The sequence below is a fragment of the Curtobacterium sp. SP.BCp genome (assembly GCF_051903255.1).
In the GTDB taxonomy this organism is placed as follows: domain Bacteria; phylum Actinomycetota; class Actinomycetes; order Actinomycetales; family Microbacteriaceae; genus Curtobacterium.
This window is the reverse complement of the sequence record NZ_CP194338.1, coordinates 3,370,181-3,396,664: the sequence shown is the minus strand read 5'-3', so window position 1 is coordinate 3,396,664 and position 26,484 is coordinate 3,370,181. Positions and strand designations below refer to the sequence as shown.

The window sequence follows — 26,484 nt, the reverse complement described above, 5'->3', positions numbered from 1 at the left end:
CGCGCGGCCACCCGCATCCGTCCGGAGGACGATGCCCACCCGCCGGAATGGTGCGCGCCTCCCGGTGGTTATCATCGTGGTACTCGGAAAGGGAGGCCATCTCATGGTCGACGTCCATCGCGTCAAGCTCCCCGGAGTCGGCGTGCTGCACAGCTTCTACACCGACGACGGTGGCAAGTGCGGTGTCATCACGCACCGGTCGGGACACTCCGACCTCATCTCCTTCGCGGACGTCTCGGACGGCGCTGACAAGTCGGAGAAGGTGTCGCTGCGCCTCAGTGAGGACGAAGCGCACACGCTCGCGGAGCTGCTCGGCGGCACCCGCATCACCGAGGGCCTCGACAAGCTCGACGAGATCCCCGGCCTCAGCATCGACTGGTTCTCCGTCGACTACGAGGACGCCATCGCGGGCAAGCCCCTCGGCGACCTCCACGACTCGGGGTTCATCGGACTGACCGTCGTCGCGGTGGTCCGTGGCGACAGCGCCAACCCCGCTCCCTCCCCGGACTTCGTCGTCTTCCCCGGCGACACCATCGTCGTCGCGGGCGCGCCCGAGAAGGTCGCCAAGGCGTTCTCGTTCTACCGCAGCGGAGAGCTCGCGGCCGCACCGGCCGAGGCCCCGCGCCGGAGCTAGCGCGTGCACCTGGGTGGTGAGCTGCTCACCATCGGTGTGCTGTTCGTCATCGCCTACGTCCTCGGGCGTCTCGGCAAGACGATCGGGCTCCCGGCGATCCCGATCTACATGGTGGTCGGGCTCATCGCGAGCCCGCACACACCGTGGATCGGGCTCAACGTCGAGTCGCACACGATCGAGCTCATCGCGACGTTCGGCCTCGTGCTGCTCCTGTTCAACCTCGGACTCGAGTTCGACCAGGAGGAGTTCTACGGCAACGCCGGCAAGCTCCTCGTCTCCGGTGGCACGTACGTCGCCATCAACATGGGGATCGGCTTCGCGTTCGGCTTCTCGCTCGGCTGGGGCACCCGCGAGGCGCTGATCATCGCGGGCATGACCGCGACCTCGTCGAGTGCGATCGTCACGAAGCTCCTCATCGAGCTGCGGCGGCTCGCGAACGACGAGACGCCGATGATCCTCGGTGTCACCGTCATCGAGGACGTCTTCATCGCCATCTACCTGGCGATCGTGTCGGTCGTGCTCTCCGGCGACACGAACATCTGGGGCGTCGTGGGCAAGCTCGCGCTGGCGTTCGGCTTCCTCATCGTGATGTTCACCCTCGCCCGGTTCGCCGGCAAGTGGGTGTCGAAGATCTTCGCCACGCGTGACGACGAGCTCTTCACCGTGCTGTTCTTCGGCCTCGCGGTGATGTTCGGCGGCATCGGCGAGATCCTCGGCGTCACCGACGCGATCGGTGCGTTCGTGATCGGCTTGCTCTGCGGTGCCACGCGCTACCGAGACCGCATCGAGCAGCTCGCCCTACCGATGCGTGACGTCTTCGCGGCGTTCTTCTTCGTGAACTTCGGCCTCGGCCTCGACCTGTCGACCTTCGGCGAGGTGCTCTGGCCGGTCCTCGGTGCGATCGGCATGACCGTCGTGCTCAACGCGGTCGCCGGCCAGATCGTCGCCCGCATGAACGGGTTCAACGTCCAACAGGGGATCAACACCGCTGTGATCCTGGTGAACCGTGGCGAGTTCGCGCTGATCCTCGCGACGCTCTCGGCGGCCGCCGGCCTGGAGGCGCGGATCACAGCGTTCGCGGGCCTCTACGTCCTCGTCATGGCCGTCCTGGGTCCGCTGCTCGCCGTGAACTCGGACCGGATCGGCCGCCTCGTGGTGCGTCCGGCGCGCGTCGCGCGGCTGCGCCAGCGCCTCCGCGCGCGGCTCGGGGGCCGCGGCGGCGCCGTGCCCGTCGGAGCGTCCGGACCGGCCCTCGACGAAGCGATCGACTCGGCCGCGGAAGCTGGGGTCGCCGACGAGGACGCCTCCCGGGCCGCCCGTCGTGCCGAACGCGACCGGCAGTTCGCGGAGGAGTTCGCCCTCGTGGAGGCCGCTGGGAGGGAAGAGCGCGAGAATGGTGCACCGGAGCCCCGCGACGAACCCGTGACCTCGTCGGTGGAGATCCCCGCCGAGCGTCCCGAACGCCCGGTGCGACAGCGCGATCCGGAGTACTGATACAGATGTGGGCCGTTGCCCGACGACCGAAGTGGATCGCGCTGCTGCTGCTCGCGCTCGTGCTCGCGGCGGTGTTCGCGTTCCTGGGCAAGTGGCAGCTCGAGCGGAGCATCCAGAACGGCAAGCCCCTGCCCGCGACCACCGAGACCCAGAGGACGCTCGACGACGCCCTCGCGCCCATGAAGCCCGTGACGGAGGCGCTCGCCGGGCAGCGGGTCACCGTCACAGGCACGTTCGTCGCCGGTGACACGACCGTCCTGACCGGTCGGAGCGGCGGCGGGACCTACCAGACCGTCGGACACCTGGTCGATTCCGGGACCGGCGCGAGCCTCCCGGTCGTGATCGGCTGGTCCGACCAGCGGTCCGCAGCCGTCGCCGGCGGTGACCGGCTCACCGACGGGCAGACGATGACCATCGAGGGGCGGCTCTACCCGGAGGAGTCCCCGGACCAGGACACCTACGACAAGGGCGAGTACTCCGCCGTGGCGCCGGCGCGGTTCGTGAACACGTGGAAGCAGTTCGACGACCGCATGTACCTCGGGTACGTGGTCGCCGACGGGTCCACCGCGAAGGCGGCCGACCTCGGCACCATCGCCGACCGTGCCCCGACGCGTGAGGTCCAGTTCGACTGGCTCAACCTCTTCTACGCGGTCGAGTGGGCCGTGTTCGCGGGGTTCGCCGTGTTCCTCTGGTACCGCTTCGTGAAGGACGCCTGGGAGCGCGAGGAAGAGGACCGCCGTGAGCGCCTCCACAGCGCCGACGGGGCGCTCGTCGACCGACGGTAGGATGGCCGATATGGCTCTGACCGTCCGACCCCGCGACGTCCCGAAGATCCCGGGAGCGGTGAAGTGGTACCGCGTCTCCGCGTACATCACCGGTGTGCTGCTCCTGGCCCTCGTGGTCGAGGTCATCATCAAGTACACGCCGCTGCAGCTCGAGATGCAGCTCGGCAACGGCCCGTTCTTCGTCCCGAACGGCACGGCCGGCGAAGCCCCCGGCACGTTCAACCTGTCGATCGCGATCCTCATCGCGCACGGCTGGCTGTACGTCCTCTACCTCTTCACGGACTTCCGTCTGTGGAGCATCATGCGCTGGAGGCCCTCGCGCTTCCTGCTCATCGCCCTCGGCGGCATCATCCCGTTCATGTCCTTCGTGGTCGAGCACCGCATGCAGCAGAAGGCCATGGACACCTACCACGAGCTGACCGCTGCCCAGCAGCGTGAGAAGGAGGCCGCTCGGTGAGCGAGACCGACCAGCGTCCCGTCCTCGTCGTCGACTTCGGAGCCCAGTACGCGCAGCTCATCGCTCGCCGCGTCCGCGAGGCCAACGTCTACAGCGAGATCGTCCCCCACTCGATCACCGCGGACGAGGTGAAGGCGAAGGACCCCTCGGCCATCGTGCTGTCCGGTGGTCCGTCGTCCGTCTACGAACCGGGTGCGCCGTCGCTCGACGGCGACATCCTCGACCTCGGCGTCCCGGTGCTCGGCATCTGCTACGGCTTCCAGGCCATGGCGACCGCGCTCGGCGGCGAGGTCGCCCAGACCGGTCAGCGCGAGTACGGCGCGACCGACGTCAGTGTGAACGAGACCGGCACGGGCAGTGTCCTCCTCGGCGACCAGCCGGCGTCGCAGGTCACGTGGATGTCGCACGGCGACTCCGTGGCGAAGGCCCCCGAGGGCTTCGAGGTCCTCGCATCGAGCGCGTCGACCCCCGTCGCGGCGTTCGCGTCCGACGAGCGCAAGCTGTACGGCGTGCAGTGGCACCCCGAGGTCAAGCACTCGGCGTTCGGCCAGGCCGTGCTCGAGAACTTCCTCCACCGCGCCGCCGGGCTGCCCGGTGACTGGAACTCCGCCAACGTCATCGACGAGCAGGTCGCGCGCATCAAGGAGCAGGTCGGTTCCGCGCGCGTCATCGCCGGGCTCTCCGGCGGCGTCGACTCCGCCGTGGCCGCTGCTCTCGTGCACAAGGCCGTCGGCGACCAGCTCACGTGCGTGTTCGTCGACCACGGGCTCCTCCGCGCCGACGAGCGCAAGCAGGTGGAAGAGGACTACGTCGCCTCCACCGGTGTCCGGCTCGTGACGGTCGACGCCGAGCAGCAGTTCCTCGACGCCCTCGCGGGGGTGAGCGACCCGGAGCAGAAGCGCAAGATCATCGGCCGTGAGTTCATCCGTACCTTCGAGGCCGCCGCCGAGGCGCTCGTGCTCGAGGCTCGCGGAGACGACGAGGCGGGCGAGGTCAAGTTCCTCGTGCAGGGCACCCTCTACCCCGACGTGGTCGAGTCCGGCGGTGGCTCCGGCACGGCGAACATCAAGTCGCACCACAACGTCGGCGGTCTGCCCGAGGACATGACCTTCGAGCTCGTCGAGCCGCTGCGCACCCTGTTCAAGGACGAGGTGCGCGCCGTCGGCCGCGAGCTCGGGCTGCCCGAGGTCATCGTCGGACGCCAGCCGTTCCCCGGTCCGGGGCTCGGCATCCGCATCGTGGGCGAGGTCACGAAGGACCGCCTCGAGCTGCTCCGTGCCGCCGACAAGATCGCCCGCGAGGAACTCACCGCGGCCGGCCTCGACGAGGAGATCTGGCAGTGCCCGGTCGTCCTGCTCGCCGATGTCCGCTCCGTGGGTGTCCAGGGCGACGGCCGCACGTACGGCCACCCGATCGTGCTCCGTCCGGTGTCCTCCGAGGACGCCATGACCGCCGACTGGACGCGCCTGCCGTACGACACCCTCGCGAAGATCTCGAACCGGATCACGAACGAGGTGCCGGACGTGAACCGCGTCGTGCTCGACGTCACGTCGAAGCCGCCGGGGACGATCGAGTGGGAGTAACCACTCCCTGACGTCCGAGGGCCCGGTACGCGCACTGCGTGCCGGGCCCTCGTGCGTGCGGGGCGCTCGCGTGCGGCGGGGACGTGCGTGCGGGGGTGCGTGCGGGGCGCGTGCGCGATGCCCTCCCCGAGGTTCCGCAATCTCGGCATCCTCGCGGGCCCCGCGCACGGTTCGTGGAACCCCGGTAAACCCGAGCGGCATGTCGTGGAACCTCGGTCACGGCGACGAGCTCCCGCACCCGTCGAGGGACGACGAAGGGCCCCGGCGAGTACGCCGGGGCCCTCCGTGTTGCGCTGGTGCTAGTTGCGCGAGCTGCTCGCGATGATGGCGAGGATGCGCAGGATCTCGAGGTACAGCCACACCAGGGTGACGATCAGGCCGAACGCTGCCGTCCACGCGTAGATCCGGGGAGCGCCGCGCTGGACGCCCGTCTTGATCTGGTCGAAGTCGAGGATCAGCGAGTACGCCGCCATCAGCACGACGAAGATGCCGATCACGACACCGAGCGGGATACCGAAGACCGTCACGCCGAGCAGACCGAACGCGGTGTTCGTGACGCCGGTCCACATGAGCACGAGGTTCACCAGCGAGAACGCCATGTACCCGACGATCGCGACCAGGAAGAACCGCGTTGCCTTCGGGGTCGCACGCACCTTGCCGGACGTGAAGAGCAACAGTGTCACCGCGAACACGCCGAGCGTGCCGAACACTGCCTGGGTGACGATGCCGTCGAACGCGCTGTTGTAGTACGCCGAGATGCCACCGACGAAGAGACCCTCGAAGAAGGCGTAGGCGAGTACGAGCGCCGGCGACGGCTTCTTCTTGAAGGTGTTCACCAGGGCGAGGACGAACCCGACGATCGCGCCGACGATCCAGACGACCGGCGGGAGGTTCCAACCGGCCACCGCGCCGACGACGAGCACACCGAAGGCGAGGAGCGTCTTGACGATGGTGTCCTCGTAGGACATGCGGTTGGTGTCGACCGTGGAGGCCGACGGACGGTCGTACATGTACTGCAGCTGGTCAGGGGTCATCCCTTGCTGCGGCGTCTGACCCCAGCCAGCCTGCTGCTGTCCGGCGCCCGCGCCCCAGGCGTTCCGGCCCGCGTCGTTGAAGGCGGGGGACTGGTCGAAACCGGGCTTGAAGGCCATGGTGTCCTCTCATGGATGATTCGAGTCCTCTCAGCCTACGGATCAGGTGGCCCGGAAGGCTGTGGATTCGCGGCGAGCGGAACGGCTGTCCCGTGGTCGCCTGCGGCGATCGTCGCAGCCCCGGCTCGGAGTTCGCCGTACCGGGCCTGAGCACCTGACGGAGGTGGGCTGGACGGCGGCGGCGAGCCGTGCCTCCAGGCCGGTACCGTGCACGCATGACCCTCGTCATCGCCCACCGCGGCGCGTCCGGACACCGCCCAGAGCACTCGCGCAGCGCCTACGACCTCGGGATCGCGATGGGGTGCGACGCGATCGAACCGGACCTCGTCCCGACGCGCGACGGCGTCCTCGTGCTGCGGCACGAGAACGAGATCTCCGGCACGACCGACGTCGCCGACCACTCCGAGTTCGCCGGCCGCCGGACCACGAAGACGGTCGACGGGCAGACCCTGACCGGGTGGTTCACCGAGGACTTCACGTGGGCGGAGCTGCAGACGCTGCGGACCCGCGAGCGGCTGCCCGCCCTGCGCCCCGCCTCCGCAGCGCACGACGGGGAGGACCCGATCCTGCGGCTCGAGGACCTCCTCGCTATCCTCGACGACGCCCCTCGGGCGGTGGGGCTGGTCGCCGAGGTCAAGCACGCCACGTCCTTCGAGCGGGCCGGGTTCCCGATGGGCGCGATGCTCGACGAGGTGCTCGCTGGCGCTGGGTGGCGGCAGGACGAGCGGCTCACGGTCGAGAGCTTCGAGAAGGGCGTGCTCCGCGACCTCCGCACGCGTCGGACCGGTGGCCGGCTCGTGTACCTCCAGGAGGCGCGGGGCGGCGCCGCCGACGAGGTCGCGTCCCACGGGTCGCTGGCCCCGTCCTACGCGTCCGAGCGGTCCGACGAGGCGCTCGCGGAGCTCGCCACCGAGTTCCACGGGATCAGCGTCGACCTGGGGACCCTGATGGCGGGCGTCGACACCCGGGCGGTGGACGACCGTGGGCCGGTGCGAAGTGCGATCGTCGACCGGGCGCACGACGCCGGGCTCGACGTGTTCACGTGGACCCTGCGGCCGGAGAACCGCTTCCTGCCGGCACCGCTCCGGCGAGGCGGCGACGTGGCGGCGCACGGTGACTGGGAGCGGTGGTTCACGTCGATCATCCGCACCGGTGTCGACGGGGTGTTCGCCGACCACACGGACCTCGCCGTCCACGCCCGTTCGATCGTCGGGCCCGGTTCGGCTGTCGGGGGCCCCGCCTAGACTGTTGTGGACATGACGATCGTGCTGGACCCATTCGACTCGTCGCCCGAGCAGGGTGGCGGGGCCGCTGCCTACGAAGACCCGTTCACCGCGGGTCTGAACCCCCAGCAGAAGGAAGCCGTCGAGTACCGCGGCGAGTCCCTGCTCATCGTCGCGGGTGCCGGATCGGGCAAGACCAGCGTGCTGACACGGCGGATCGCGCTGTTGCTCGCCAACCGCGAGGCCTGGCCGTCGCAGATCCTGGCGATCACGTTCACGAACAAGGCCGCGGCGGAGATGCGGGAGCGGGTGCGTGCCCTCGTCGGCAACGAGGCCGAGGGCATGTGGATCTCGACGTTCCACTCCGCGTGCGTGCGCATCCTGCGGCGCGAGGCCGAGCGGTTCGGATTCTCGCAGTCGTTCACGATCTACGACTCGGCCGACTCCCGTGCGCTCCTCAAGCGGATCATCAAGGAGTACGAGGCGGACCAGCTCGGACTGACGGTCGGTGCGGCGGCGTCGAAGATCTCGAAGCTCAAGAACGAGCTGCAGGACGTCGACACCTACGTCCGGAACATCAACGCGAACGACCCGCAAGAGGTCATGTTCGCCCAGGTGTTCCGCCGCTACACCGACGAGCTCCGTCGCGCGAACGCGTTCGACTTCGACGACCTCATCGGGCAGACGGTGTTCCTCTTCCGCGCGTTCCCCGACGTCGCCGCGCTGTACCAGCGGCGGTTCCGGTTCATCCTCGTCGACGAGTACCAGGACACGAACCACGCGCAGTACGCCCTCATCCGTGAGCTCACCCGTCCGGTGCCCGTCGAGCAGGTCGACGCGCTCGAGGACGCCGGCCAGCACGTCGAACGCATGCGGGAGCGCGACGGGTCGATCGCTCCGGCGTCACTGACCGTCGTCGGTGACTCGGACCAGTCGATCTACGCCTTCCGCGGGGCGGACATCCGCAACATCGTCGAGTTCGAGCGGGACTTCCCGAACTCGAAGGTCATCCTGCTCGAGCAGAACTACCGGTCGACGCAGAACATCCTCGACGCCGCGAACGCCGTCATCGCGAACAACTTCGACCGGCAGGCGAAGAACCTGTTCACCGACGTCGGCGCCGGCGACAAGATCGTCGGCTTCACCGGGTACACCGGCCACGACGAGGCCCAGTTCGTCGCGGACGAGGTCCAGCGGCTGCACGAGGGCGGCACGGCCTACCGGGACATGGCGGTCTTCTACCGGACGAACTCGCAGACGCGTGCGCTGGAGGAGATCTTCATCCGGGCGGCGATCCCGTACCGGGTGCTCGGTGGCACGAAGTTCTACGAGCGTGCCGAGATCAAGGACGCGATGGCGTACCTGATCACGATCGCGAACCCCGCCGACCCGATGGCGCTCCGCCGCATCCTCAACGTGCCGAAGCGCGGCATCGGCGCCGTCACCGAGACGACGCTGCAGCGCTACGCGGACGAGCACGAGACGACGATGCGCGACGCCCTGCGGCACGCGGACGAGCTCGGCTTCGGTCCGAAGGTCCGGAACGCGATCACCGCCTTCGCAGCGCTCCTCGACGAGGTCTCCGCCAAGGCCCAGGACCAGCCGGTCGTCGACACCCTGACGCAGTTGCTCGACGGCTCCGGGCTGCTCGAGAACCTCCGGAAGTCGCCCGACGCGCAAGACGCTGCGCGGGCGGACAACATCGACGAGCTCGTCGCGGTCACGCGCGAGTTCCAGAAGAACAACCCGGACGGCACGCTCTCGGACTTCCTCACCGAGGTGTCCCTCGTCGCGGCGGCGGACGAGCTCGACGACTCCTCCGGAACGGTGTCCCTGATGACGCTGCACACGGCGAAGGGCCTCGAGTACGACGCGGTGTTCCTCACCGGCGTCGAGGAAGACCTGCTGCCGCACCGGATGTCCGCGAACGAACCGGGCGGCCCTGCCGAGGAACGCCGGCTCTTCTACGTCGGGATCACCCGCGCGAAGAAGTCTCTCTTCCTGTCGCTCGCGATGACCCGGGCGCAGTTCGGCGACGTCAACGTGGCGATGCCGTCCCGCTTCCTGCAGGAGATCCCCGAGGGGCTCATCGAGTGGAAGCAGTCGCCGGGCATGGCGAACAGCCGCGGTGGCACCGAGCCGCGGGCACTGAACGCGCGGCGCGGTGGCTTCGGCGGCGCGGGTGCCGGCGGTGCGTCCGGCGGTGGCGGCTACCGCGGTGGTGGTGGCTGGGGCGGCGGGTCGTACGACCGGGCTGCCGCGGCGCAGAAGACCCGCCCGAAGACCGAGTGGGCGAACCGGGTGTCCGGGCAGGTCCGCGACAACGGGGACCTCGAGCTGGCGGCTGGCGATCGCATCAAGCACGTCGACTTCGGCGAGGGCACGGTCTCGGCGGTGACGGGGCAGGGCGCCAAGCGGATCGCCGAGATCGCGTTCGACTCGGCGGGGCGCAAGAAGCTCCTCATCAAGATCGCCCCCATCGAGAAGCTCTAGCGACGCGGCGCCAGCGGGCGCGGCGCCAGCGGACGCGGCGCCGGCGGGCGCGGCGGCGGCGGGCGCGGCGGCGGGACGACGGCGGCGCGACGGCGCACAACCAAAGACGCGTCGAACCGCGCGTTTCCGCGGTGCGGGCCGCCTGTGGTTGTCCGAACGCGGCGCACGCCAGCGAGCGCGGCGGCGCGCGTCGGACCGCTACGGCTGGAGCCGCGCGGCGTCCCACCCGTCCGACGTGCGGACGTACTGCAGTCGTCGGTGCATCCGGTCGCGGCTGCCGTGCCAGAACTCCACGATCTCGGGCTCGAGCCGCCAGGCCACCCAGCCCTCCGGACGGGGCACGTCGTCGTCGGTCTCGGACAGCAGGACGTTCGCGTCGTCGATGAGGTCCTGCAGGGTCCGCGGTTCGAGCACGTCCGACTGGTCGGCGATCGCGGTCGCGGCGCGGGACTTCGGCGACCGGTCGGCGAAGAGCTGGTCGGACGCCTCGTCGGAGAGCTGCACGGCCCGGCCCTCGAACCGGAGCTGCTGCATGGTCTCGCGCCAGTACACCTGCAGCGCCGCGTGCGGGTTCTCGGCGAGCTGCCGACCCTTGGGGCTCAGCGTGGAGGTGCCGAACACGAGCCCGTCGTCCTCGAGGCGCTTCACGTCGACCGTGCGCGCGGACACCCGGCCGTCGGCGCCCGCGGTGGCGAGGGTCATCGACAGCGGCTCCGACACCTCGCGCTCGTCGGCGTCGTGGAGCCACTGCCGGGCGAGGTCGATCGGCGACGCCGGCGGGGCGTCGAACTCGGGGAGGTGCAGGGAGTCGTCACCGGACAGCGAAGCGGACATGGCCCCAGCCAACCGCGCTCAGTCCACCCACGTCCAGGTCGCCGGGGGACGCCCGCCCCGCGTGGTCGCCGCCGAGGACGCCTCGGCCCGCACGAGCGCCGGGTTCGTGCGCAGGGAGCGGTTGAGGTTGCCGGCATCGGGCGCGCTGCCGTGGAGCGCCGTGTGCAGCTGCGCCGCCGCGGAGGTCGGGAACAGCTCGCCGAGCAGCGCGCGGGTCAACGGGACGTCGCGCCAGAGTCGCGTGCGCACCTGGTCGACGGCCGTCCGGACGATCGTGTCGTGGTCGAACGGGAGGCCCGGCTCGGCCCCGACGACGGGCCGCCACACCGTGGGCGGTGCGTCCACCCCGGGGGTCACCACCGCGATGAACGCGATGCTGATCGCGGCGTCCCGCGGGTCACGCGACGGTCCGTCGAACGCGCCGACCTGCGCGAGGTGCCGGACCGCGGCCGCCGCGATCCCGGTCTTGGTCCGCAGTGCGCGCCCTGCGCCGTCGACGAGGCGTTCCGCAGCGTCCAGGAGCACGCCGGGAAGTGCCTCCCGGCCGGCGAAGGGGGCGTACGGCCGACGCGCGGTCGCGACCCGCAGACCGTCCGCCGTCGTGAACGACACCGGGACGACGTCGATCGCGATGAGCGGCTGGTCGCGGGCCGCGGAGGCGGCGTCGGTCACGCCCGCGCCCGGCGCGCTGCCCGCGCGGCCCGTTCCGCGCGGAGGGTGGCCCGGACGTCGGCGAAGGACTGCAGGACCGTGAACCGGCCGTCCACCCACACCGTCTGGAGGAGGCTCGTGGCCTCGTCCTCGGCGCTCGCCTCGTCGGTCTGCCGGATCTCGCCGTCCGCGTCACGGTGCAGGGCGATCCGACCCTTGGCACTCTTCTTGCCGCTGCCGGTCTTCGGGTCCTTCTGGATGTCGACCGGCTTCCCGTCGACGAGGGCCCAGGTCGCCTTCACCGCGCTGCCGAGGTTGTCGCGCGTCATGTACTGGTAGGTGTACGACCCGATCCCGAGGACGATGGTGTCGCTCGCGTAGCCCTTCGCGGCGAGACGCTCGTAGATGCGCCGGGCGCGGTCGAGGGTGATGCTGTCGCCGTAGATCACGCCGATGTGCTGGTCGAGGACCTTGAAGCCCTGTTCGTTCACGGTGTGGCCGAACAGCTCGTCGAGGAGCTCGACGACGCCCTTCTCCTCGTTGCTGCGCCCGGGGCGGAAGAGCTCGTCCTCCGGGACGCCGTGCACGGTGCCGGTGACGATGTCGACCGGGTCGCCGGAGTCGGGGCGGATGACGAGCTTGCCGTCGCGGGCCGTGATGCGGTCCTTGAGCTGCGGGAGCGTCTCGGTGATCACCTTGAACAGGTCGAAGCCGTCGCTCACCGCCGAGACGATGCCGGTCGGGTAGACGTCGAGGATCTGCTCGAAGGTCTCGAGCTCGCCGTCGGCGCCGCGCACGCACATGACGCTGTGCTCGGTCGCGGGGACGCTGGCGCCCACCCAGCCGTTGTCGCCAGGGTAGTAGCGGTCGATGAAGTCGAGCGACGGCATCGAGTCGGTGCCGAGGAACGACAGGAGGTGACCGGCGCCGGCAGCGGCGGCGGACTCGATGCTCGACTGGCCCCGGAAGGAGAAGTCGTGGGCGGCGAAGTCGATGCTCGCCGGGTCCGCACCGGTGCGCGCTGCCCAGTCCTCCATGAGGTCGCGGTACTCGAGCGCCTTCGTCGCGACGGTGGACGGGTGCCAGATGGACGCCGACAGGGCGGTCTCGATGTAGTTCGGCAGCCAGAAGAACTCGTCGATCGTGTTCTCGATGGTGAGGGTCGCGACGCCGATCGGTGCGAGGGTGCCCTCGGGCAGCGCCTTGACGTCGAGCGGCAGGTACCCGAGCCGGTGCAGTGCACGGACGTGGTCGGTGCCGATGTGGTTCGGGCCGAAGTAGCCCTGGAGCGCCTGCTCGAACAGGTCGGCGACCTCGTCCTCGTCGGCGGCGAAGAACGGCGCCCAGGCCTCGACGAGGTGACGCTGGATGAACGCCTGCAGGCCGAAGACCACGGCGTGCGTCGACTCCGGCATGTGGCTGTTCGACCGGTTCGTCCAGTTGATCAGGATCCGGGTCGTGCCGGCCGGGTAGACCTGCCGGTGCGAGTGCTTGTAGCCGTCGACGGCGAGCAGCGGCGCGATCGGGCTCGGGGTGGTGATGCGGGGCTCGAGGCCCGTCGTCGTGACGGTGCTGGCGGTGTTCGTCATCGGATCTCCTTCGTGAGGTACGGGCTGAGCGGGACGGTGCGGAGGCCGGGGACGTCCTGCTGTGCGGGGTAGCTGTCGGTCGTGACGATCTCGCCGAAGTGGTCGGCGAGCTGCGGGGCGCGGCCCGAGAAGACGCCGTGCGACACCCAGAGGCCCAGGCGCTCCTTCGGCAGGCCGGTCGAGCCAGCGAGGCCCATGAAGGTGCCGCCGCCGTCACAGATGTCGTCGACGACGAGCAGGCGACCGGTCTCAGGGAGCGGTTCGCAGGAGAAGCCGTCGAGCTTCCCGGTGTCGGGGTTCCGGTGCTTCTCGGCACGGAAGAGCGGCAGGCCCGCGGCGACGGCGACCGCGGAGGCCCGAGCGACCGCACCCTTGTCGGGGGCGATGACCCCGCTGTAGTCGGAGCCGGCGAGCACGGCGTCGCAGACGACCTGCTCGCTCGTGACGACCGTGAGCCGCTCGACCAGCCCGACGATGACCGGCGAGTGCGGATCGAAGGCGATCACCTGGTCGATGCGGAACCCGTTGAGGACGTCCGCGTAGACCTTCGCGCCGAAGGGGAGGCCGCGGTCCTGTCGGGCACCGGGCAGGTACGGGATGAGCGCGACGGACCGTGCGCCCCGCTGCCGGACCGCGTCCGCCCACATGCCGAGCATGAGGAGGTCGTCGCCGCTCGTGCCGCGCAGGGTCGCGATCTCGGTGGTCGCCTCCGCGTCGGCGTCGGCGTCGTCCCGGACCTTGACGTGTGCTTCGCCTGCGGGGAACCGCATCGTGGAGAACGTCGGTGTCGTCGGTGTGCCCTGGGTGTCCCAGGTGCTGAGTTCGACTGCCATGGCTCGACCGTACCACGGTATTTGTCAGATTGACAAGTACCGGGTCACGGAACGGGAACCTGCACCGAGACCAGTTCTCCGTCTCCGAGGTGCACGATCGCCGACCCCGGCTGGACCCGGTCGACCACGGAGCTCCGGGGCAGGCGCATGCCGAGCAGGTCGCCCTCGGTGATCGCCTGCGGGCTGAGGAGCGCGCCCGAACGCGCTCGCTTCATGTCGACCTGCCAGCCGGTGAACCCGACCCCGAACTCGGCGGTCAGTCCGGCTGCGACGATCGCCTGGCCGCCGTCCGCCGCGCGCTTCACGAACCCCTGCAGCCACGTCTTCGCCGGCGCGTCCTTCACGAGTTCGGCGTCGTCGATGACGAGCACGCGTCGGCCGGGCTGGTCGTCGAACCGCGGCGCGAGGAGGTCGTCCGTGATGTCGGTGCCCTCGTGCACGGCGAGCACGCCCGGTTCCGATGCGAGCGCTCGCAACGGCGATTGCCGCGGGGTGACGAGGACGACCTGGCCTCCGGCCCGAAGGACCGACCGAGTGATCGAGAGGAGCACCGAGCTGCGGCCGGACTTCGCCGGACCGCCGATCGCGAACGAACCGGCCTGCGCGAGGTCCGGGCCGATCGCGGCGAGGTCGTCGCCACCGATGCCCACGAGCCCGAAGAGGTCGGCGTCGTCGGTCCGCATCTCCCACGCCCGGTCGAACGGCACGGGGCCGCTGAGCTGGTCGACCCGGAACGGCCGACGCGAGCGCTCGACTCCTGCGTCCCGCCCGGTCGCGAACGTCGCCAAGGCCGTGATGGCGGCGGCCTGCGCCTGACCCGTCCCGGCGGCGGCGAGGAGGGCGATCTGCGTCTCGACGGCGGTCTCCGAGCTGAAGGCCCGACCGTCGGGGATCTGCTCCGGCAGCTTCCGTGGGTTCAGTGCCGCGAGGCCGTAGTCGCCCCGGTCGGACAGGCGCAGCACGAGCTTGTCCTCCACCAGGGTGGCCATCCGGCTCGAGAGCAGCTGCCGGTCGCCGGTCACGACCAAGTGGATCCCCACACTTGCGCCCTCGCGGAGCATGGTCATGACCTGATCGGTCGGTGCACCGTGGTCGAGTTCGCCGAGGGATCCGACGAAGCCCTCCCACCGGTCGAGCATGAACACGATGTGCGGCAGCCGGTCGGCCGGTGAGACCGCCGCGGCGCGTTGCTCGACGATGCTCGCGAACCCGCCGTCGGCGAGGACCTGCTGGCGACGGGCGAGCTCCTGCGTCAGCTTGGCGAGGAGCCGCTGCGCCCGCTCGGTCTGCACACGCTGGACGACCGCGCCGGCGTGCGGCAACGCCTGGATCGGCAGGAGCGCACCGTTGCCGCAGTCGAGGGCGTACACGTGCACGTCTGCCGACGAGGTGTTGCGGGCGACGGCCGCCGCGATCGTCCGGAGCACCTGGGACCGTCCGCTGCGCGGTGCACCGACGACGTAGAGGTGGCCGTCGGTGTCGAGGTCGAGGCTGCGGACGCGCTGGGCCTGTTCGCCCGGGAAGTCCTGCAGGGCGAACGGCAGCGGGTTCACGCGCGACGAGGTCGTCGAGGGGACGTCGACCTCCCACGCGGAGTCGTTCACGTCGGTGAAGAGCAAGGACTCCGGCAGCGCGTCGAGCCACGGACGGTACGGCTCCGGCCCGCCGAGGGTCTCGGCAGCACCCGCCACCGCGGCGACGAGCTCCTGGAGGTCGGTCCGGTCGTCGTCGGAACGGTCCTCGGACTTCGGCGGGGCAGGGGGCGGTGCGCCGAGCGAGGACCACGACACCGAGCTCGCCCACACAGGGCGTCGCCGGTTCGACGTGGCCCCGGGACGACGTCCTCCGACGCGGCCGGACTGGAACGGCAGCAGGGCGCCGGCGCCGAGACGGATGTAGCCGCGCCCGGGCGTGCTCTTCTGGATCTGCGCGGCGTCCCCGGCGTCGATGACGTCGGTGCTCTCGCTCGAGTCGGTCACGCGGAGCGCGATCCGCAGGTTCGTGTTCGCCCGGATGTCGTTCGACACCACACCCGTCGGTCGCTGCGTGGCGAGGATGAGGTGGATGCCGAGCGATCGCCCGCGCTGGGCGATGTTCACGAGGCCGGTGACGAAGTCGGGAAGCTCCCGCACCAGGCTGGCGAACTCGTCGATGACGATGAGCAGCCGCGGCATCGGGGGCAGCGGCTCACCCCGGCCGAGGCGCTCGACGTAGTCCTCGATGTCCTTCGCGGCGGCCTCGGCGAGCAGGTGCTCGCGGCGGCGCAGCTCGGCTCCGAGCGACTCGAGCGCCCGCTCGACGAGGTGTGTGTCGAGGTCGGTCACCATGCCGACCGTGTGCGGCAGCGGTGCGAAGTCCCGGAAGGCGGCACCGCCCTTGTAGTCGATGAGGACGAAGTTCATCCCCTCCGGCGTGTTCGTGGCCGCGAGCGAGGCGACGATCGTCTGCAGGAGTTCGGACTTCCCCGAGCCCGTCGTGCCCGCGACGAGTCCGTGCGGACCGTCACGCCGGAGGTCGAACGCGAAGGGCCCGTCGAGGCTCTCGCCGACCACGACCTCGGTCGTCCGGGGGCGGACGCCCCACCCGCCCGTGATCGCCCTCGCCGTCGGCGGTTCGAGCAGCATGACATCGAGCAGCCGCGACGACGTCGGGAGTCCACCAGCATCGCTCTCGTCGTCGGCGTCGACCATCGGCGCGATCGCCCGGGCGACCGATTCGAACCAGCCGTCCGGCACCCGGTCAGGGCGGACGTCGGTGATCGTCGCCTGTCGCTGGGCGGCCACCCGGATGCGCTCGGAACCCACCGTCACGACGACCGAGCACTCCTCCGGCAGCAGCCGGGCCTCTTCCTCGATGCAGATCGCCCGCACACCGACCGCGGGGCCCTCCTTGAGGATCCGGATGAGTCCGGGCAGGGCTCGGAGCCGCCGGGCGCCGTCCAGCACCACGACGACGTCGGGCCCCGCAACGACCCGCGCGCCGGACTCCCGCAGCGCCCGCTGTCGGGAGTCGATCACCTGCCCCAGTTCCGCCACGCGGGCGCCGAGCGTCTCGGCATCGTTGCCGATCGCGATCACCGCGTCCTGCCCGAAGCCCGGGCGCGCCTGCGGCACCCAGCGGAGCCATGCCCACTCCGAGGACGACTGCGCGTCGGTCAACACGACGAACTGCGTGTCCCGGGGACTCTGCAGCACGGCGAGCTGCGCGACGAGCCACGACGTGAGGTGCTTCGTGTGCTCCTCGCGCCCAGCGATCCCCACGACACCGTGCTCGACGAGGTCGACGACCACGGGGACGTCCTCCGCCAGCTTGTCGACCGCACGACGGTGCTCCAGCGCAGCCGGGTCCTCCAGCACCACGCCGGACGGCACGTCCGCCGTCCCGACGCGCAGCGTCAGGTAGTCGGGGTCGGTCCGGCGACGCTCCCACAGGCGGGCGCGGCGCCGCAGGGCGATGTCGAGCACCGTCGCCGGGTCGGGTGCGCTGGTGCGGGACTCGCGTTGGTACCGGGCCACGGCCTCCAGGGCGTCCGCCTCGACCGCTCGCTTCGTCTCCTCGTACTCGGCCACGCGCTGCCGGTGCGTCTTCTTGCCGTTCCGGCGGTCCCACCAGGCGTTGCCGAACATGATGATCGGCGACATGAGGCCGAAGGCCAGGTAGGCGACGTTGTGGAAGATCGAGATCATCACGGCCGCCATGCCGAGCGGCGCCAGCGCCGCGATGATCGGGATCGACCGTCGCGACTGCTGCCCCGGCGCGGCCGGCAGCTTGAAGACCGTCGGAGCCTCCTCCGGTAGCAGCCGCGGCGGCCGCGTGTAGTCGAGGGTTCCGCCACCCGGCGTCAGCGTGATCGCAGCGCGGTCGGCGTCCGGCACCGCGACGGACAGGAGCGTGTCGCCGATCGCGACGACGCCCCCCGGCTCGACCGGGGTCTCGACGTCGACCTCTGCCCCGTCGACGAGGACGCGCGAGCCCCGCGTCGGGATGATCGTGAAGCGACGGTTGAGGTCGAGCCGCAGCACCGCCGCGTACTCGGGAGCCGTGCGGTCCGGCAGGTGCACCGTCGCGTCCGGCGCGGACCCGACGTGCGCGACCCCCGCGTCGAGCACCACGACCGTGCCCGCACCCGGGCCGCCGACGATGCGGACGCTGGGCAGGTCGGCCGGGAGCGGGAGGACCGGTGCGGGTGCGCCGAACGTCAGTCGGGCCCCCTCGAGCAGGACGCCGGCACCGAGGCGGGCGTGCGGGGTCGTCGGTACCGAGTCGACGGCGACCTCGACGATGGACTCGGCGCTCAGGCCGAACCGGCGGGCGACGATCTCGACGACCTCGCCGAGGACGGTGTCCTCGTCGCACTCCACCACGAAGTCGGCAGTCGCGTCGGTCGGCAGGTGGGTGGCGGTGAACGTCAGGCGCACCGCTCGACCGTGGCTGACCGTGCAACGGTGACGCGCGCCGAGCGCGCGGCCGGTCTTCGCAAGATCAGAGGACGCGTACACGAAGTCTCGAGAGAAGACGGCCTATCGGCGCTTCCATGATCTCCGCGTCCCGCGGTCCGACATCCACCTTGACCTGCACGAGCACCTGCTGGAACGGGAAACTCGCGACCCAACCGTGGGGAGCGTGTTCCCGCGAGATCGTGGAACGCAGACCCGACGAGCCCGTGGGCGAACGCCAGGGCTCTGGTTCAGCGATGCTGACCTGCTTCAAGGACGGCATGGCAAGTTCTCGAAGTGCATCATCGTCATGAGTCTCCGATTCGCGCCAGTGAAGTCGGACGGGCAAGAACGCTGCGGGAAGGGCGGCGCGCAGGACGAAAGCGCGTTCGTCCGGGCTGGTCATCACCGCAGCTGCCGCGAGAGAAGCCTGAATGGGAAACTGCTCTGGGTCCTGACGCAGAAAGCGCTTCGGGAGAACCGAACGCGCGGCGCGTGCTGACCACTTCTCGATTACTCGGTCGGACGCCTGCTGCAGATCGTTCGGTACGACGACCCATTCATCTTCGACGTCCTGCGCTTCGATGCTGATCAACTTGATCCTTCTTCGTTCGTGTCGACGATGCTGATCGCATCAACGAATTCCATGACGGCGGATGCGTGTCGCACAAGAGCTCCGAAGTCGGCGTTCGCGCAGAGCACCGAAACGACGATCTGACCGGCTCGGAAGCCGAAGGCAAGGGAGCCATCGAGCTCTCGCCCGGGCCCTCGCAATCGGAAACCGACCGCGCGGACACCTCTCCCGAGCTGCACAGCAGCATGTGGTTCGACCTTCGGAGGTTCGACCGTGTTCCCGAGCGATCGTCGGACGACTTCATCGAGGTCGAGCTCGCACGTCGGGGTGTCAGTCGTGAAACGCACTCGAACGGTGGTCGGTGAAGCTGCCATCGAGGGAAGGTGGACGGCAACCAACTCATCCGAGTTCGAAGGAGCCAACGCCTCGAGGGTCAACTCCAGCCACGCCCGCATGGCGTCGTCCATCTGTTCGCGCGGAGCAGTGGATGTGTGCCAGTGCTGGATGCGTTGCGCACGAGTCGGTCCGTCTTCGTTTTCGGCGAACAGCCAGTCTGATGCATCGAGCTCGATTCGCAGCATGGCTCGCTGGGGGTCCGCGTCAACCACGAATGTCCTCCGGGGACGGGAGGACACGTCCGTCTGCATCCGCCCAGCGGAAGGTTGCGAGGAGTGCACGGAACAGCGTGAAGAGCGCCTCGTTCACGTGGCGCTCCGCGTGCCGCAGTTCTTCGAGCACCTCGGGGTGCTCGGAGACGACGGTGAACACGATCGCGATGATGAAGTCGGCGTGGCCGGGGACTTCGATGAACGCCCCCGTCGAACTCAGCACCCGAGCCGAGCGGTCTACCGGCGGTGCAGCGCTCTCCAGGGGAACGAGAACTGCGGCCGTTCGTGCGACTTCGATCACCTCTGCCCCTGGTGCCGAACTGCGTGCGAGAAAGATGTCCGAGGTGGAATGGCCGTCGGCAACCGTCATCGATACCCGCGAGATCGTCATGCTTGCCGCAACCGAAGTGCCCGGCAGCGGGCCAGCCGTCATGTAGCTGTCCAGCACGCTCTGCGTGTGATCTGCGGCGCGAGCCTCCTCGAACAAGGTTCCTACCTCAGCCCGCCACGAATCGCTCGCCTGAGTCGGTGCTGGAACCGCCTCGAGAGTGCGCTCCATCCACGTGGCGTAGTCGCCTTTCGGAACGTGTAGCCACCCCGCAGGAAGTGCGAATGTGTACGACTCCGGGACTGTGTCGGTCATCGCGTGCGTCAGAACCGCGGGCCGATCGGCGCGGTTGCCCAGTGGTCGAATTTCTTCCAGAGCGGAATGTAGTCCTTGGCCCAGCCGAATCCGTCGAGCCCGACTCCGGTCCAGCCGACTCCGATCCCCGTGGCCAGGACCCGCTCGAGCCGCGCAACGGCGGTCGGGCTCTGCCCCACAGCACCTACCTGCGATCGACGGATCCATTGCACCATGTGCGCGAGTTCTTCATCCCCTGCCGCAAGGAAGCGGTACTTGTCGTAGATCCCTTCGCGTGGGATGCGACCGTAGCTCCGAGCGACACGTTGGAACGCGGCGCGTTCCGCCATCCCGTCGGACACGATCGCCTGCACGCGAGAACGGGCGACTGCGTTGACCGCGGTCCGTCCCGCAGACACGGCGAGCTTGCCGGCACCGAACGTCAGGAGGCCTACGGCATCAAGCGCAACATCGGCCCAGGAGCCCGTGCCCGCTGCGGCTTTGGCGACATCCCCCGCGGTAGCGAGTGCCATCACGCTCAGAGCGAGCACGCCGAGCCATGTGGTGAGCGGGAAGAGGAGTGCTGCGATCGCGAGAACGGTACCGGCGAACTGGGCGACCTTGAGGACCACCGAGATCCACTCGTCGTTGTCCTTCATCCACTGCTTGAAGTCGTCCCACGCGCTGTCGTCCAGACCGTCGTCGACGCTGTCGTCGATCTTCGCGATCGCGCGTTGCGCCGCGGTCTCGAGTCCTTCGAGCGCGGACCGCATCATGCTCGCTGCGCGCGTTGCCTCGGCCTGGGCGCTCTCGGCCCGACTCCGCTGCGTGTCCGAAAGAATCTGGTACTCCTGCTGCTGATCCGGGTCGGTCGAGGAGTTGGCGAGGTCTTGGTAGCGATCCTGGGACCGAGTAGAGGATCGAGCCTCCGTCTGGCTCTGGTCGTGCAGGTGGCTGGCAGACGAAGCTTCGTCGATCGCTGTCGAGAGTGCGCCGGCGTACTCGTTCAACGCGTCGCCTGTGCCGGAGTACCGACCCTCGGCACCGCCGAGCTTGTCGGCGAGATCCCCGGCCTTCTTGAGGAACGCCGTGACCGCCTTGCTTTCAGAGTCAGAGTTGTCGAGTCTTTTCAAGGTGCTCGCGGCACCGCTGATCGCGGAGGCCACCTGGTGGTACTGGCGCGCCATGGCCTGGACAGCGCTCGGGTCACCGGTCGGACCTGACGCGAGCGCGCTCACTGCTCACCCGCAATGGACTTCACGAGTTCGGTCTCCGAGTCGTCGAACGCGTTGTCGATGGTGAGCGCCATCTTCGCGAGCTTCTCGATCGATTCGCTCAGGTCGCGGCGGTGGCTGTCCCACCCCGACGAGAAAGAGCGGATCCGTCTGGCGAGCTCGGGGTGGCCGACGGCATCGGCCGCGTCGCCCGAGTGCTGGTCCGCGTTGTCGAACTCGTGCTTCACTGCACTGAGGTCGCTCCAGAGGGACCCCATCTTTGCGCCTCTGTAGCGCAGCGTTCCGCCTGCCACTGTCTTCCTCTTCCCCCGGGTTCACGCTCGTGCTGCAAGTGTCGCCGCCCCTGCGGCGAGAGCGGCGGCCGGCACCCCCAGGTGCCGGCCACCGTCGTGCAGAGCCTGACTAGCCGATGCTCGACGCGAGCTGCTCGTCCGTGGACTCGAGCGTGTTCGCGGCGCTCTCGAGGAAGCCGGCCATGCCGTCGATCGCCTGGATCGTCTGCGTCGCGCCGGAGTTGAACTCCGAGTACGTCCCGTCGAACGCCTTCGACGACTTGTCGGTGACGTAGCCCGACGACACGAGGTTGTCGATCTGGCTCTTGAGCTGGCTCAGCTGGTCCTCGATGGCCTTCTGGCCGTTGCGCAGCTGCGAAGCCTGGTTGCGGAGATCGTCGTAGGTGACATTGACGTTTGCCATGTGCATACCCTCCCTATGCGGTATCTGATGTACTAGGACGATACTGGTTTCCGACGAATCTCGCACCAGGTGGGGACAGGAAGTAGGACGAGGGGTACGCCTTGGCACGACGTTGCAAGGAGGAACAGACGCCGGAGCGTCCGGTCGTCACGCACGCCGAGGTCGAGCGTGACCGGCAGGCCGGTCACCTCTCCCGCGCGTGGGTCCTCCCGAGGGCTCCGGTGCCGGACCGCGAGCCGGACGTCGAGGTGCACACCGAGCCGTCGCTCCCGACGATCGGCGTGGCGCCGCGGGTCGTCCTCGAGGTCGCGCCGGGCAACGTCGTACCGCTGGACCAGCCGGTGGTCCTGGGCCGCAAGGTGGCGACCGCCCCCGGTCGGCGGGCGGTGCTGCTCGACGACCCCGGGCGCTCGGTCTCGCGCGAGCACGCGGCGGTCCGTCCGACGGGTGACGGCGGGCTCGTGGTCGAGGACCTCGGTTCGGCGAACGGCACCGTGGTGGTACGGGCTTCCGGTGCGCGGGAGCCGAGCGTCGGCGGCGCGCAGGTCGTCGCGCGACCCGGGGACGTCCTCATGGTGGGCGACTACGCGGTCCGCGTGCTCGCCGGCTGACGCCGACGAGCAGCCCGCCGCATCGCCCGGACCAGCAACGGCCCCGGCAGCCGCAGGAGCCACCCCGGCACGAGCGCGCGCACGACGCGGAGCACCCGCACGGCCCGCTCGTACCGTCGCCGCTCCCGAGGCCCCCAGGCGAAGCCGTACCCGGCCCGGATCCGCTCCGGCAGCATCCCGACGGTCACGACCCGCACGAGCGGCAACGCCGCCCGCACCCACCAGGGCGCGAACCGCGGGTGCAACAGGTCGCGGACGACACCGCGCGCGTCGTCGCTGACGGTCAGCCCGTCGAGCGTCTCCACCCAGTACCGGTCGAACGCGGCCACCGACCTCGGCCAGCGTGACGGCGGCACCCGGAGCGCGGTCCCGATCGGCGCGTAGGCCTGCAGGACCTCCTCGGCCCGGACAGCGAAGACGTCGGACCCGAAGGCAGCGTGCGCCTGCCGCGCCGAGTCGAAGAGCGTCGCGGCGACCCAGAGCTGCCGGTCCACGTCGTCGGCCCCCGTGACGGGCACGTGCGCGCGGTTCACGAAGGAGGCCGCGGTCGCCGCGTCGGCGGGCGTACCCGAGACCACTGCGAAGACGAACGACAGGGTGTGCGCGAGCCGCTGCTGCGGCCGCCGCGCGAAGTCGGAGTGCCGTCGGACCCCGGCCGCGACCACGGGGTCCGCGATCTGCAGCAGGATGGCGCGGCCGCCGGCCGCGACGGGCGTGCTGTCCGCCAGCAGGCGACGGAACGCGCGATCGCGAGTGGACGCCGGACGGGAGGCACGGTGCGGGACGTGCGCCGTGCCTCCCGTCCGGTCGGTGCCCGTCGACCGCTCAGTCGTCACGTCGTGCCCGCCGCTGTCGTGCACGGGGCGAGACGTCCACCCAGACCGCCGCGACGAGCGCGGCGAGCCCGACGGTGGTCGCGTCGACGAGGAAGGTCGTGCTCCCGACGTCGTCGCGTGCCGCCGAGAGGAGCGCCGCGACCGTCCAGATGGCGGGGATCGGCCACAGGACGCCGGTCCCCGCGACGACCGCCGCGAGGACACCGACCGCGAGCAACGCGAGCCAGCCGAGGTTCCCGGCCGTGCAGGCGGGACCGAACGTCTGCGGCCCGCACGCCGTCACACCGGACCGGACACCGAGCGTCGCTGCCGCCGCGATCAGCAGCAGGCCCGCGACCGACACCAGCCGCGCGGTGCCGGGGTGTCGGCCGAGGCGCTGCCGGAGTCGGGAGATCACGCCCCGATGCTAGTCAGCACGATGCTGGTCAGCGCCGGTGTCAGAGCGGCTTGGTGCCGAGGTCGTTCCCGAGGTCGGGGTGGTCCTCGTCGCCGTCGTGCTCCCACAGGTCCGGGGCCTCCTCGCGCTCGGCCCCGCCGGTCGGGCCGGACGCGGTGCCGTCGCCGGGCTGCGGCTCGACGGTCTCGCCGCCGACCGCGTCGTTCGTCACGGTCTCGAGTGCCTCTTCGCGGTCGTCGACCTCGTACGGGCCGGTGTGCTCGGTGTCCACGTCGTCGTCACGGAAGCCCTCCGTGTCGGGGCCGTCGTTCGGGGTGGTGCCGGGGTCGCTCATGGCGTTCCTCTCGTCGTGTGGGTGTCCTGTCTACGCGCGGCCCCTAGGCGGACACGAAGCGGACGTCCCCGTGGTCCTCGTCCGATGCGTCGTCGAGCCCGAGCTGCTGCGCCAGACCCTGCTCGTCGGTGGCACCCCAGCGCTCGACGATCTTGCCGTCGCGGAACTTCGCCACCTGGATGCCGCGGACCTCGAACGACTTGCCGGTCGGCTCGTGCCCCTCGAACGGGCCGGTGTGGGTGCCGCGGATCGTGAACACCGCGGTGACGAAGTCGTCGGTGACGACCAGCGGGTCCGGGGTGAGCTCGAGGTCCGGGAACGCCGTCGTGAAGTCCTGCCAGAAGTCGACGATGCCCGCGAGCCCGGGGGCCTGGCCCGGCGCCGGGTCGTGGTCGACGACGTCCTCGGCCCAGACCTCGCCGAAGCGGTCGAAGGCGCGGTCCTGGATGATGCCGCCGAGGCGCTCCTGCGCGGCCTGGTTGACGTCGGTGCTCATGTGGTGTTCCTCTCGTCGTGGTCTTCCTGCGTACGCGACGGAGGTCGGAGCGACCGGATGGTCCGGGGGACGGGTGTCCGGTGCACGCACCGGGCCGGCCTGGAGGCGCGGCGAGCGGGCCGGGTTCGGGTCGTGTTCACCCGGTGGTCACCTCCGCGACACGACACCGGTGCATGCTCTGGCGTGCTCGGGGGAGTGGAGCGCGGTCGCCGACGGGTGGTCGAGCGACCGCGCCTTCCCCTGCGAGCCGGCTTCCCGCCGCCGCGGTGTCGCGATCAGACGCGCTCGAGCAGGTGGCGCTCCTCGACGTCGGCGAGGGCGAGCGTGCGGTAGCCCGCCGACTCGAAGAAGACCGTGAGGCGGTCGTCCTCGGTGCTCATCACGGTGCCGCGGCCCCACTCCGCGTGCTCGACGGGTGCGTCCGGTGGCCACGACGCGTCGTGGGACCCGTCGGCGGAGTGCGCGGCCGCGGCGGTCCCGGCGCTGCAGGTGTCGCAGTTGCCGCACGGCTCCGCGAGCTCGTCGCCGAAGTACCCGAGGAGGAACTGGCGACGGCACTCGTCGGTCTCCGCGAACCGGCGGATCATCGCGATGCGCGACTCCTCGATCTGCTCCCGCTCGGCCGCGCGGTCCTTCGCGCGCCCCGCCGCTGCCTCGGCGGTGGTCGGAGAGCCGTCCGCGCGGCGGACACCGTCCGGGCCGTCGACCAGGACTCCGGCCTCGACGAGGGCGTTCGCGGCGCGCCCTGCGGTCCGGGTGGCGAGACCGGACCGCTCGGCGAGCCCGGACCGTGCGACGACCCCGTCGGCGGGGACGGCGTCGAACACGGCGCGCAGGGTCGCCGGCCGCGGGCTCCCGGAGGCGAAGAAGCGCCGCAGGCCGAGGTCCTCCGCCCGGTAGTGCATCGTCGCGACCCCGGGCTGGCCGTCGCGTCCCGCGCGCCCGACCTCCTGGTAGTAGGCGTCCACCGACTCAGGCACGTCGACGTGCACGACGAAGCGGACGTCGGGCTTGTCGATCCCCATGCCGAACGCACTCGTCGCGATGACCACGTCGATCTCGCCGTCCAGGAACGCGTGGTGGACGGCCTCGCGGTCACGGACGCGGAGGCCCGCGTGGTACGGCTTCGCGCGCCGCCCTGCCTCGACGAGGACGTCGGCGTACTCGAGCGTCTCCGCGCGGGTGGCGACGTAGACGATGCCGGCGCCCTCGAGCCCGGCGACCTGCTCGGCGACCGCTTCGCGCTTGTCCTCGGCGTCGGCGTGCCGCACGACCTCGAAGCGCAGCTCCGGCCGGTCGAACCCGGTGGCGAGCACGAGCGGGTCGCGCATCCCCAGGCGTTCGATGATCTCGGCACGCACCGGCGACGACCCCGTCGCCGTCATCGCGAGCACCGGTGGCCGACCGAGCCGGTCGACGACCTCGCCGAGGACGAGGTAGTCCGGGCGGAAGTCGTGGCCCCATGAGGACACGCAGTGCGCCTCGTCGACGGTCACGAGGGCGACCCCGGCAGCACGGAGCCGGTCGACGACCTCGTCCTTCGCGAGCTGCTCCGGAGCGAGGAAGACGTAGCGGACCTCACCGGACTCGACCTGCGCCCAGGCGTCGTCGAGGTCACGGCGCGAGTGGGTCGCGTTCACCGTCACGGCCTGCGGGGCGTCGGGGTGGTCCTCCAGCCCGACGACCTGGTCCTCCTGCAGGGCGACGAGGGGCGAGACGACGACCACCAGTCCGTCGAGCGCCAGTCCGGCGACCTGGTAGATCGCGGACTTGCCGGAGCCGGTCGGCATCACGGCGACGGCGTCGCGGCCGCCGAGGACCGCGTCGATGACGGTCTCCTGCGCGGGTCGGAGGTCCCAGCCGAAGACGTCGGCGGCGCGGGTACGGAGTTCGTCGAGCACCCGGTCACCCT

The 26,484-nt window shown here is 70.4% G+C and carries 25 protein-coding genes; 8 read left to right on the top strand and 17 right to left on the bottom strand.

Translation table 11 applies throughout. From position 1 onward, the window contains the following. Window positions 1-103: 103 nt before the first annotated feature. From ACRQ4C_RS16230 to guaA, 5 genes are read left to right on the top strand one after another with little or no spacing between them, the layout of a single operon-like run. The gene (locus ACRQ4C_RS16230; protein ID WP_290133619.1) at window positions 104-634 is read left to right on the top strand and encodes a cation:proton antiporter regulatory subunit; all 531 of its coding nucleotides are present in this window, start codon (window positions 104-106) and stop codon (window positions 632-634) included. Window positions 635-637: 3 nt separating this feature from the next. Then, window positions 638-2,128 carry a cation:proton antiporter gene (locus ACRQ4C_RS16225; protein WP_290133620.1) on the top strand — a complete coding sequence of 497 codons (1,491 nt, stop codon included), beginning with the start codon at window positions 638-640 and terminating at the stop codon, window positions 2,126-2,128. Window positions 2,129-2,133: 5 nt separating this feature from the next. After that, on the top strand, window positions 2,134-2,913 hold the full coding sequence (locus tag ACRQ4C_RS16220) for an SURF1 family cytochrome oxidase biogenesis protein (protein WP_439689422.1): 780 nt from the start codon (window positions 2,134-2,136) through the stop codon (window positions 2,911-2,913). Between the two features lie 10 nt (window positions 2,914-2,923). Continuing rightward, on the top strand, window positions 2,924-3,370 hold the full coding sequence (locus ACRQ4C_RS16215) for a DUF3817 domain-containing protein (RefSeq protein ID WP_290133622.1): 447 nt from the start codon (window positions 2,924-2,926) through the stop codon (window positions 3,368-3,370). Continuing rightward, the gene (gene guaA / locus ACRQ4C_RS16210) at window positions 3,367-4,953 is read left to right on the top strand and encodes a glutamine-hydrolyzing GMP synthase (protein WP_290133623.1); all 1,587 of its coding nucleotides are present in this window, start codon (window positions 3,367-3,369) and stop codon (window positions 4,951-4,953) included. The genes ACRQ4C_RS16215 and guaA overlap by 4 nt, the downstream gene beginning before the upstream one ends. Window positions 4,954-5,252: 299 nt before the next feature. Here guaA and ACRQ4C_RS16205 read toward each other — a convergent pair whose 3' ends face one another. Next, window positions 5,253-6,104, bottom strand: a complete 852-nt coding sequence (locus ACRQ4C_RS16205) for a Bax inhibitor-1/YccA family protein (protein ID WP_439689421.1) — start codon at window positions 6,102-6,104, stop codon at window positions 5,253-5,255. 215 nt (window positions 6,105-6,319) lie between these two features. On the opposite strand from ACRQ4C_RS16205, the gene ACRQ4C_RS16200 reads away from it, so the two are divergent. Then, the gene (locus tag ACRQ4C_RS16200; protein ID WP_439689420.1) at window positions 6,320-7,348 is read left to right on the top strand and encodes a glycerophosphodiester phosphodiesterase family protein; all 1,029 of its coding nucleotides are present in this window, start codon (window positions 6,320-6,322) and stop codon (window positions 7,346-7,348) included. 12 nt (window positions 7,349-7,360) lie between these two features. Beyond that, entirely contained in the window at window positions 7,361-9,820 is a 2,460-nt protein-coding gene (locus ACRQ4C_RS16195) for an ATP-dependent helicase (protein WP_439689419.1), read from the top strand. A gap of 198 nt (window positions 9,821-10,018) precedes the next feature. Here ACRQ4C_RS16195 and ACRQ4C_RS16190 read toward each other — a convergent pair whose 3' ends face one another. The 11 genes from ACRQ4C_RS16190 to ACRQ4C_RS16140 form a co-directional block, all read right to left on the bottom strand. After that, complete coding sequence (locus ACRQ4C_RS16190) at window positions 10,019-10,654, bottom strand: pyridoxal 5'-phosphate synthase (RefSeq protein ID WP_290133627.1); 636 nt, start codon at window positions 10,652-10,654, stop codon at window positions 10,019-10,021. Window positions 10,655-10,672: 18 nt separating this feature from the next. After that, window positions 10,673-11,326 carry a hypothetical protein gene (locus ACRQ4C_RS16185; RefSeq protein ID WP_439689418.1) on the bottom strand — a complete coding sequence of 218 codons (654 nt, stop codon included), beginning with the start codon at window positions 11,324-11,326 and terminating at the stop codon, window positions 10,673-10,675. Then, window positions 11,323-12,894, bottom strand: coding sequence for a nicotinate phosphoribosyltransferase (locus ACRQ4C_RS16180; protein WP_439689417.1), 1,572 nt, complete (start codon window positions 12,892-12,894; stop codon window positions 11,323-11,325). The genes ACRQ4C_RS16185 and ACRQ4C_RS16180 overlap by 4 nt, the downstream gene beginning before the upstream one ends. Then, a complete protein-coding gene (locus tag ACRQ4C_RS16175) occupies window positions 12,891-13,727 on the bottom strand; it encodes a ribose-phosphate pyrophosphokinase (protein ID WP_439689416.1) in 837 nt (278 codons plus the stop codon). The genes ACRQ4C_RS16180 and ACRQ4C_RS16175 overlap by 4 nt, the downstream gene beginning before the upstream one ends. 44 nt (window positions 13,728-13,771) lie before the next feature. Next, window positions 13,772-18,145, bottom strand: coding sequence for an FtsK/SpoIIIE domain-containing protein (locus tag ACRQ4C_RS16170; protein WP_439689415.1), 4,374 nt, complete (start codon window positions 18,143-18,145; stop codon window positions 13,772-13,774). A 64-nt stretch (window positions 18,146-18,209) separates the two neighbouring features. Next, window positions 18,210-18,758: a hypothetical protein gene (locus ACRQ4C_RS16165; protein WP_290133632.1), complete on the bottom strand. Its 549-nt coding sequence runs from the start codon at window positions 18,756-18,758 to the stop codon at window positions 18,210-18,212. Beyond that, window positions 18,755-19,345, bottom strand: a complete 591-nt coding sequence (locus tag ACRQ4C_RS16160; RefSeq protein ID WP_439689414.1) for a hypothetical protein — start codon at window positions 19,343-19,345, stop codon at window positions 18,755-18,757. The genes ACRQ4C_RS16165 and ACRQ4C_RS16160 overlap by 4 nt, the downstream gene beginning before the upstream one ends. Further along, window positions 19,338-19,904, bottom strand: coding sequence for a hypothetical protein (locus ACRQ4C_RS16155; RefSeq protein ID WP_439689413.1), 567 nt, complete (start codon window positions 19,902-19,904; stop codon window positions 19,338-19,340). Before ACRQ4C_RS16155 ends, ACRQ4C_RS16160 begins: the two co-directional genes overlap by 8 nt. Before the next feature lie 92 nt (window positions 19,905-19,996). Continuing rightward, window positions 19,997-21,205, bottom strand: coding sequence for a hypothetical protein (locus ACRQ4C_RS16150; protein WP_439689412.1), 1,209 nt, complete (start codon window positions 21,203-21,205; stop codon window positions 19,997-19,999). Continuing rightward, entirely contained in the window at window positions 21,202-21,459 is a 258-nt protein-coding gene (locus ACRQ4C_RS16145; RefSeq protein ID WP_439689411.1) for a hypothetical protein, read from the bottom strand. The genes ACRQ4C_RS16150 and ACRQ4C_RS16145 overlap by 4 nt, the downstream gene beginning before the upstream one ends. 145 nt (window positions 21,460-21,604) lie before the next feature. Next, window positions 21,605-21,898, bottom strand: a complete 294-nt coding sequence (locus ACRQ4C_RS16140) for a WXG100 family type VII secretion target (RefSeq protein ID WP_290133637.1) — start codon at window positions 21,896-21,898, stop codon at window positions 21,605-21,607. A 101-nt stretch (window positions 21,899-21,999) separates the two neighbouring features. On the opposite strand from ACRQ4C_RS16140, the gene ACRQ4C_RS16135 reads away from it, so the two are divergent. After that, window positions 22,000-22,509, top strand: a complete 510-nt coding sequence (locus ACRQ4C_RS16135; protein ID WP_439689410.1) for an FHA domain-containing protein — start codon at window positions 22,000-22,002, stop codon at window positions 22,507-22,509. On the opposite strand, the gene ACRQ4C_RS16130 is transcribed toward ACRQ4C_RS16135, so the two are convergent. The 5 genes from ACRQ4C_RS16130 to ACRQ4C_RS16110 form a co-directional block, all read right to left on the bottom strand. Continuing rightward, entirely contained in the window at window positions 22,482-23,345 is an 864-nt protein-coding gene (locus ACRQ4C_RS16130) for an oxygenase MpaB family protein (RefSeq protein ID WP_439689409.1), read from the bottom strand. The two genes, ACRQ4C_RS16135 and ACRQ4C_RS16130, sit on opposite strands and share 28 nt — an antisense overlap. After that, window positions 23,335-23,742: a hypothetical protein gene (locus tag ACRQ4C_RS16125; protein ID WP_439689407.1), complete on the bottom strand. Its 408-nt coding sequence runs from the start codon at window positions 23,740-23,742 to the stop codon at window positions 23,335-23,337. Before ACRQ4C_RS16125 ends, ACRQ4C_RS16130 begins: the two co-directional genes overlap by 11 nt. Before the next feature lie 40 nt (window positions 23,743-23,782). Next, window positions 23,783-24,076, bottom strand: coding sequence for a hypothetical protein (locus ACRQ4C_RS16120; RefSeq protein WP_439689406.1), 294 nt, complete (start codon window positions 24,074-24,076; stop codon window positions 23,783-23,785). Between the two features lie 43 nt (window positions 24,077-24,119). After that, window positions 24,120-24,572 carry an ester cyclase gene (locus ACRQ4C_RS16115; protein WP_439689404.1) on the bottom strand — a complete coding sequence of 151 codons (453 nt, stop codon included), beginning with the start codon at window positions 24,570-24,572 and terminating at the stop codon, window positions 24,120-24,122. 275 nt (window positions 24,573-24,847) lie between these two features. Next, the gene (locus tag ACRQ4C_RS16110) at window positions 24,848-26,473 is read right to left on the bottom strand and encodes a RecQ family ATP-dependent DNA helicase (RefSeq protein ID WP_439689402.1); all 1,626 of its coding nucleotides are present in this window, start codon (window positions 26,471-26,473) and stop codon (window positions 24,848-24,850) included. Between the last annotated feature and the right edge of the window lie 11 nt (window positions 26,474-26,484).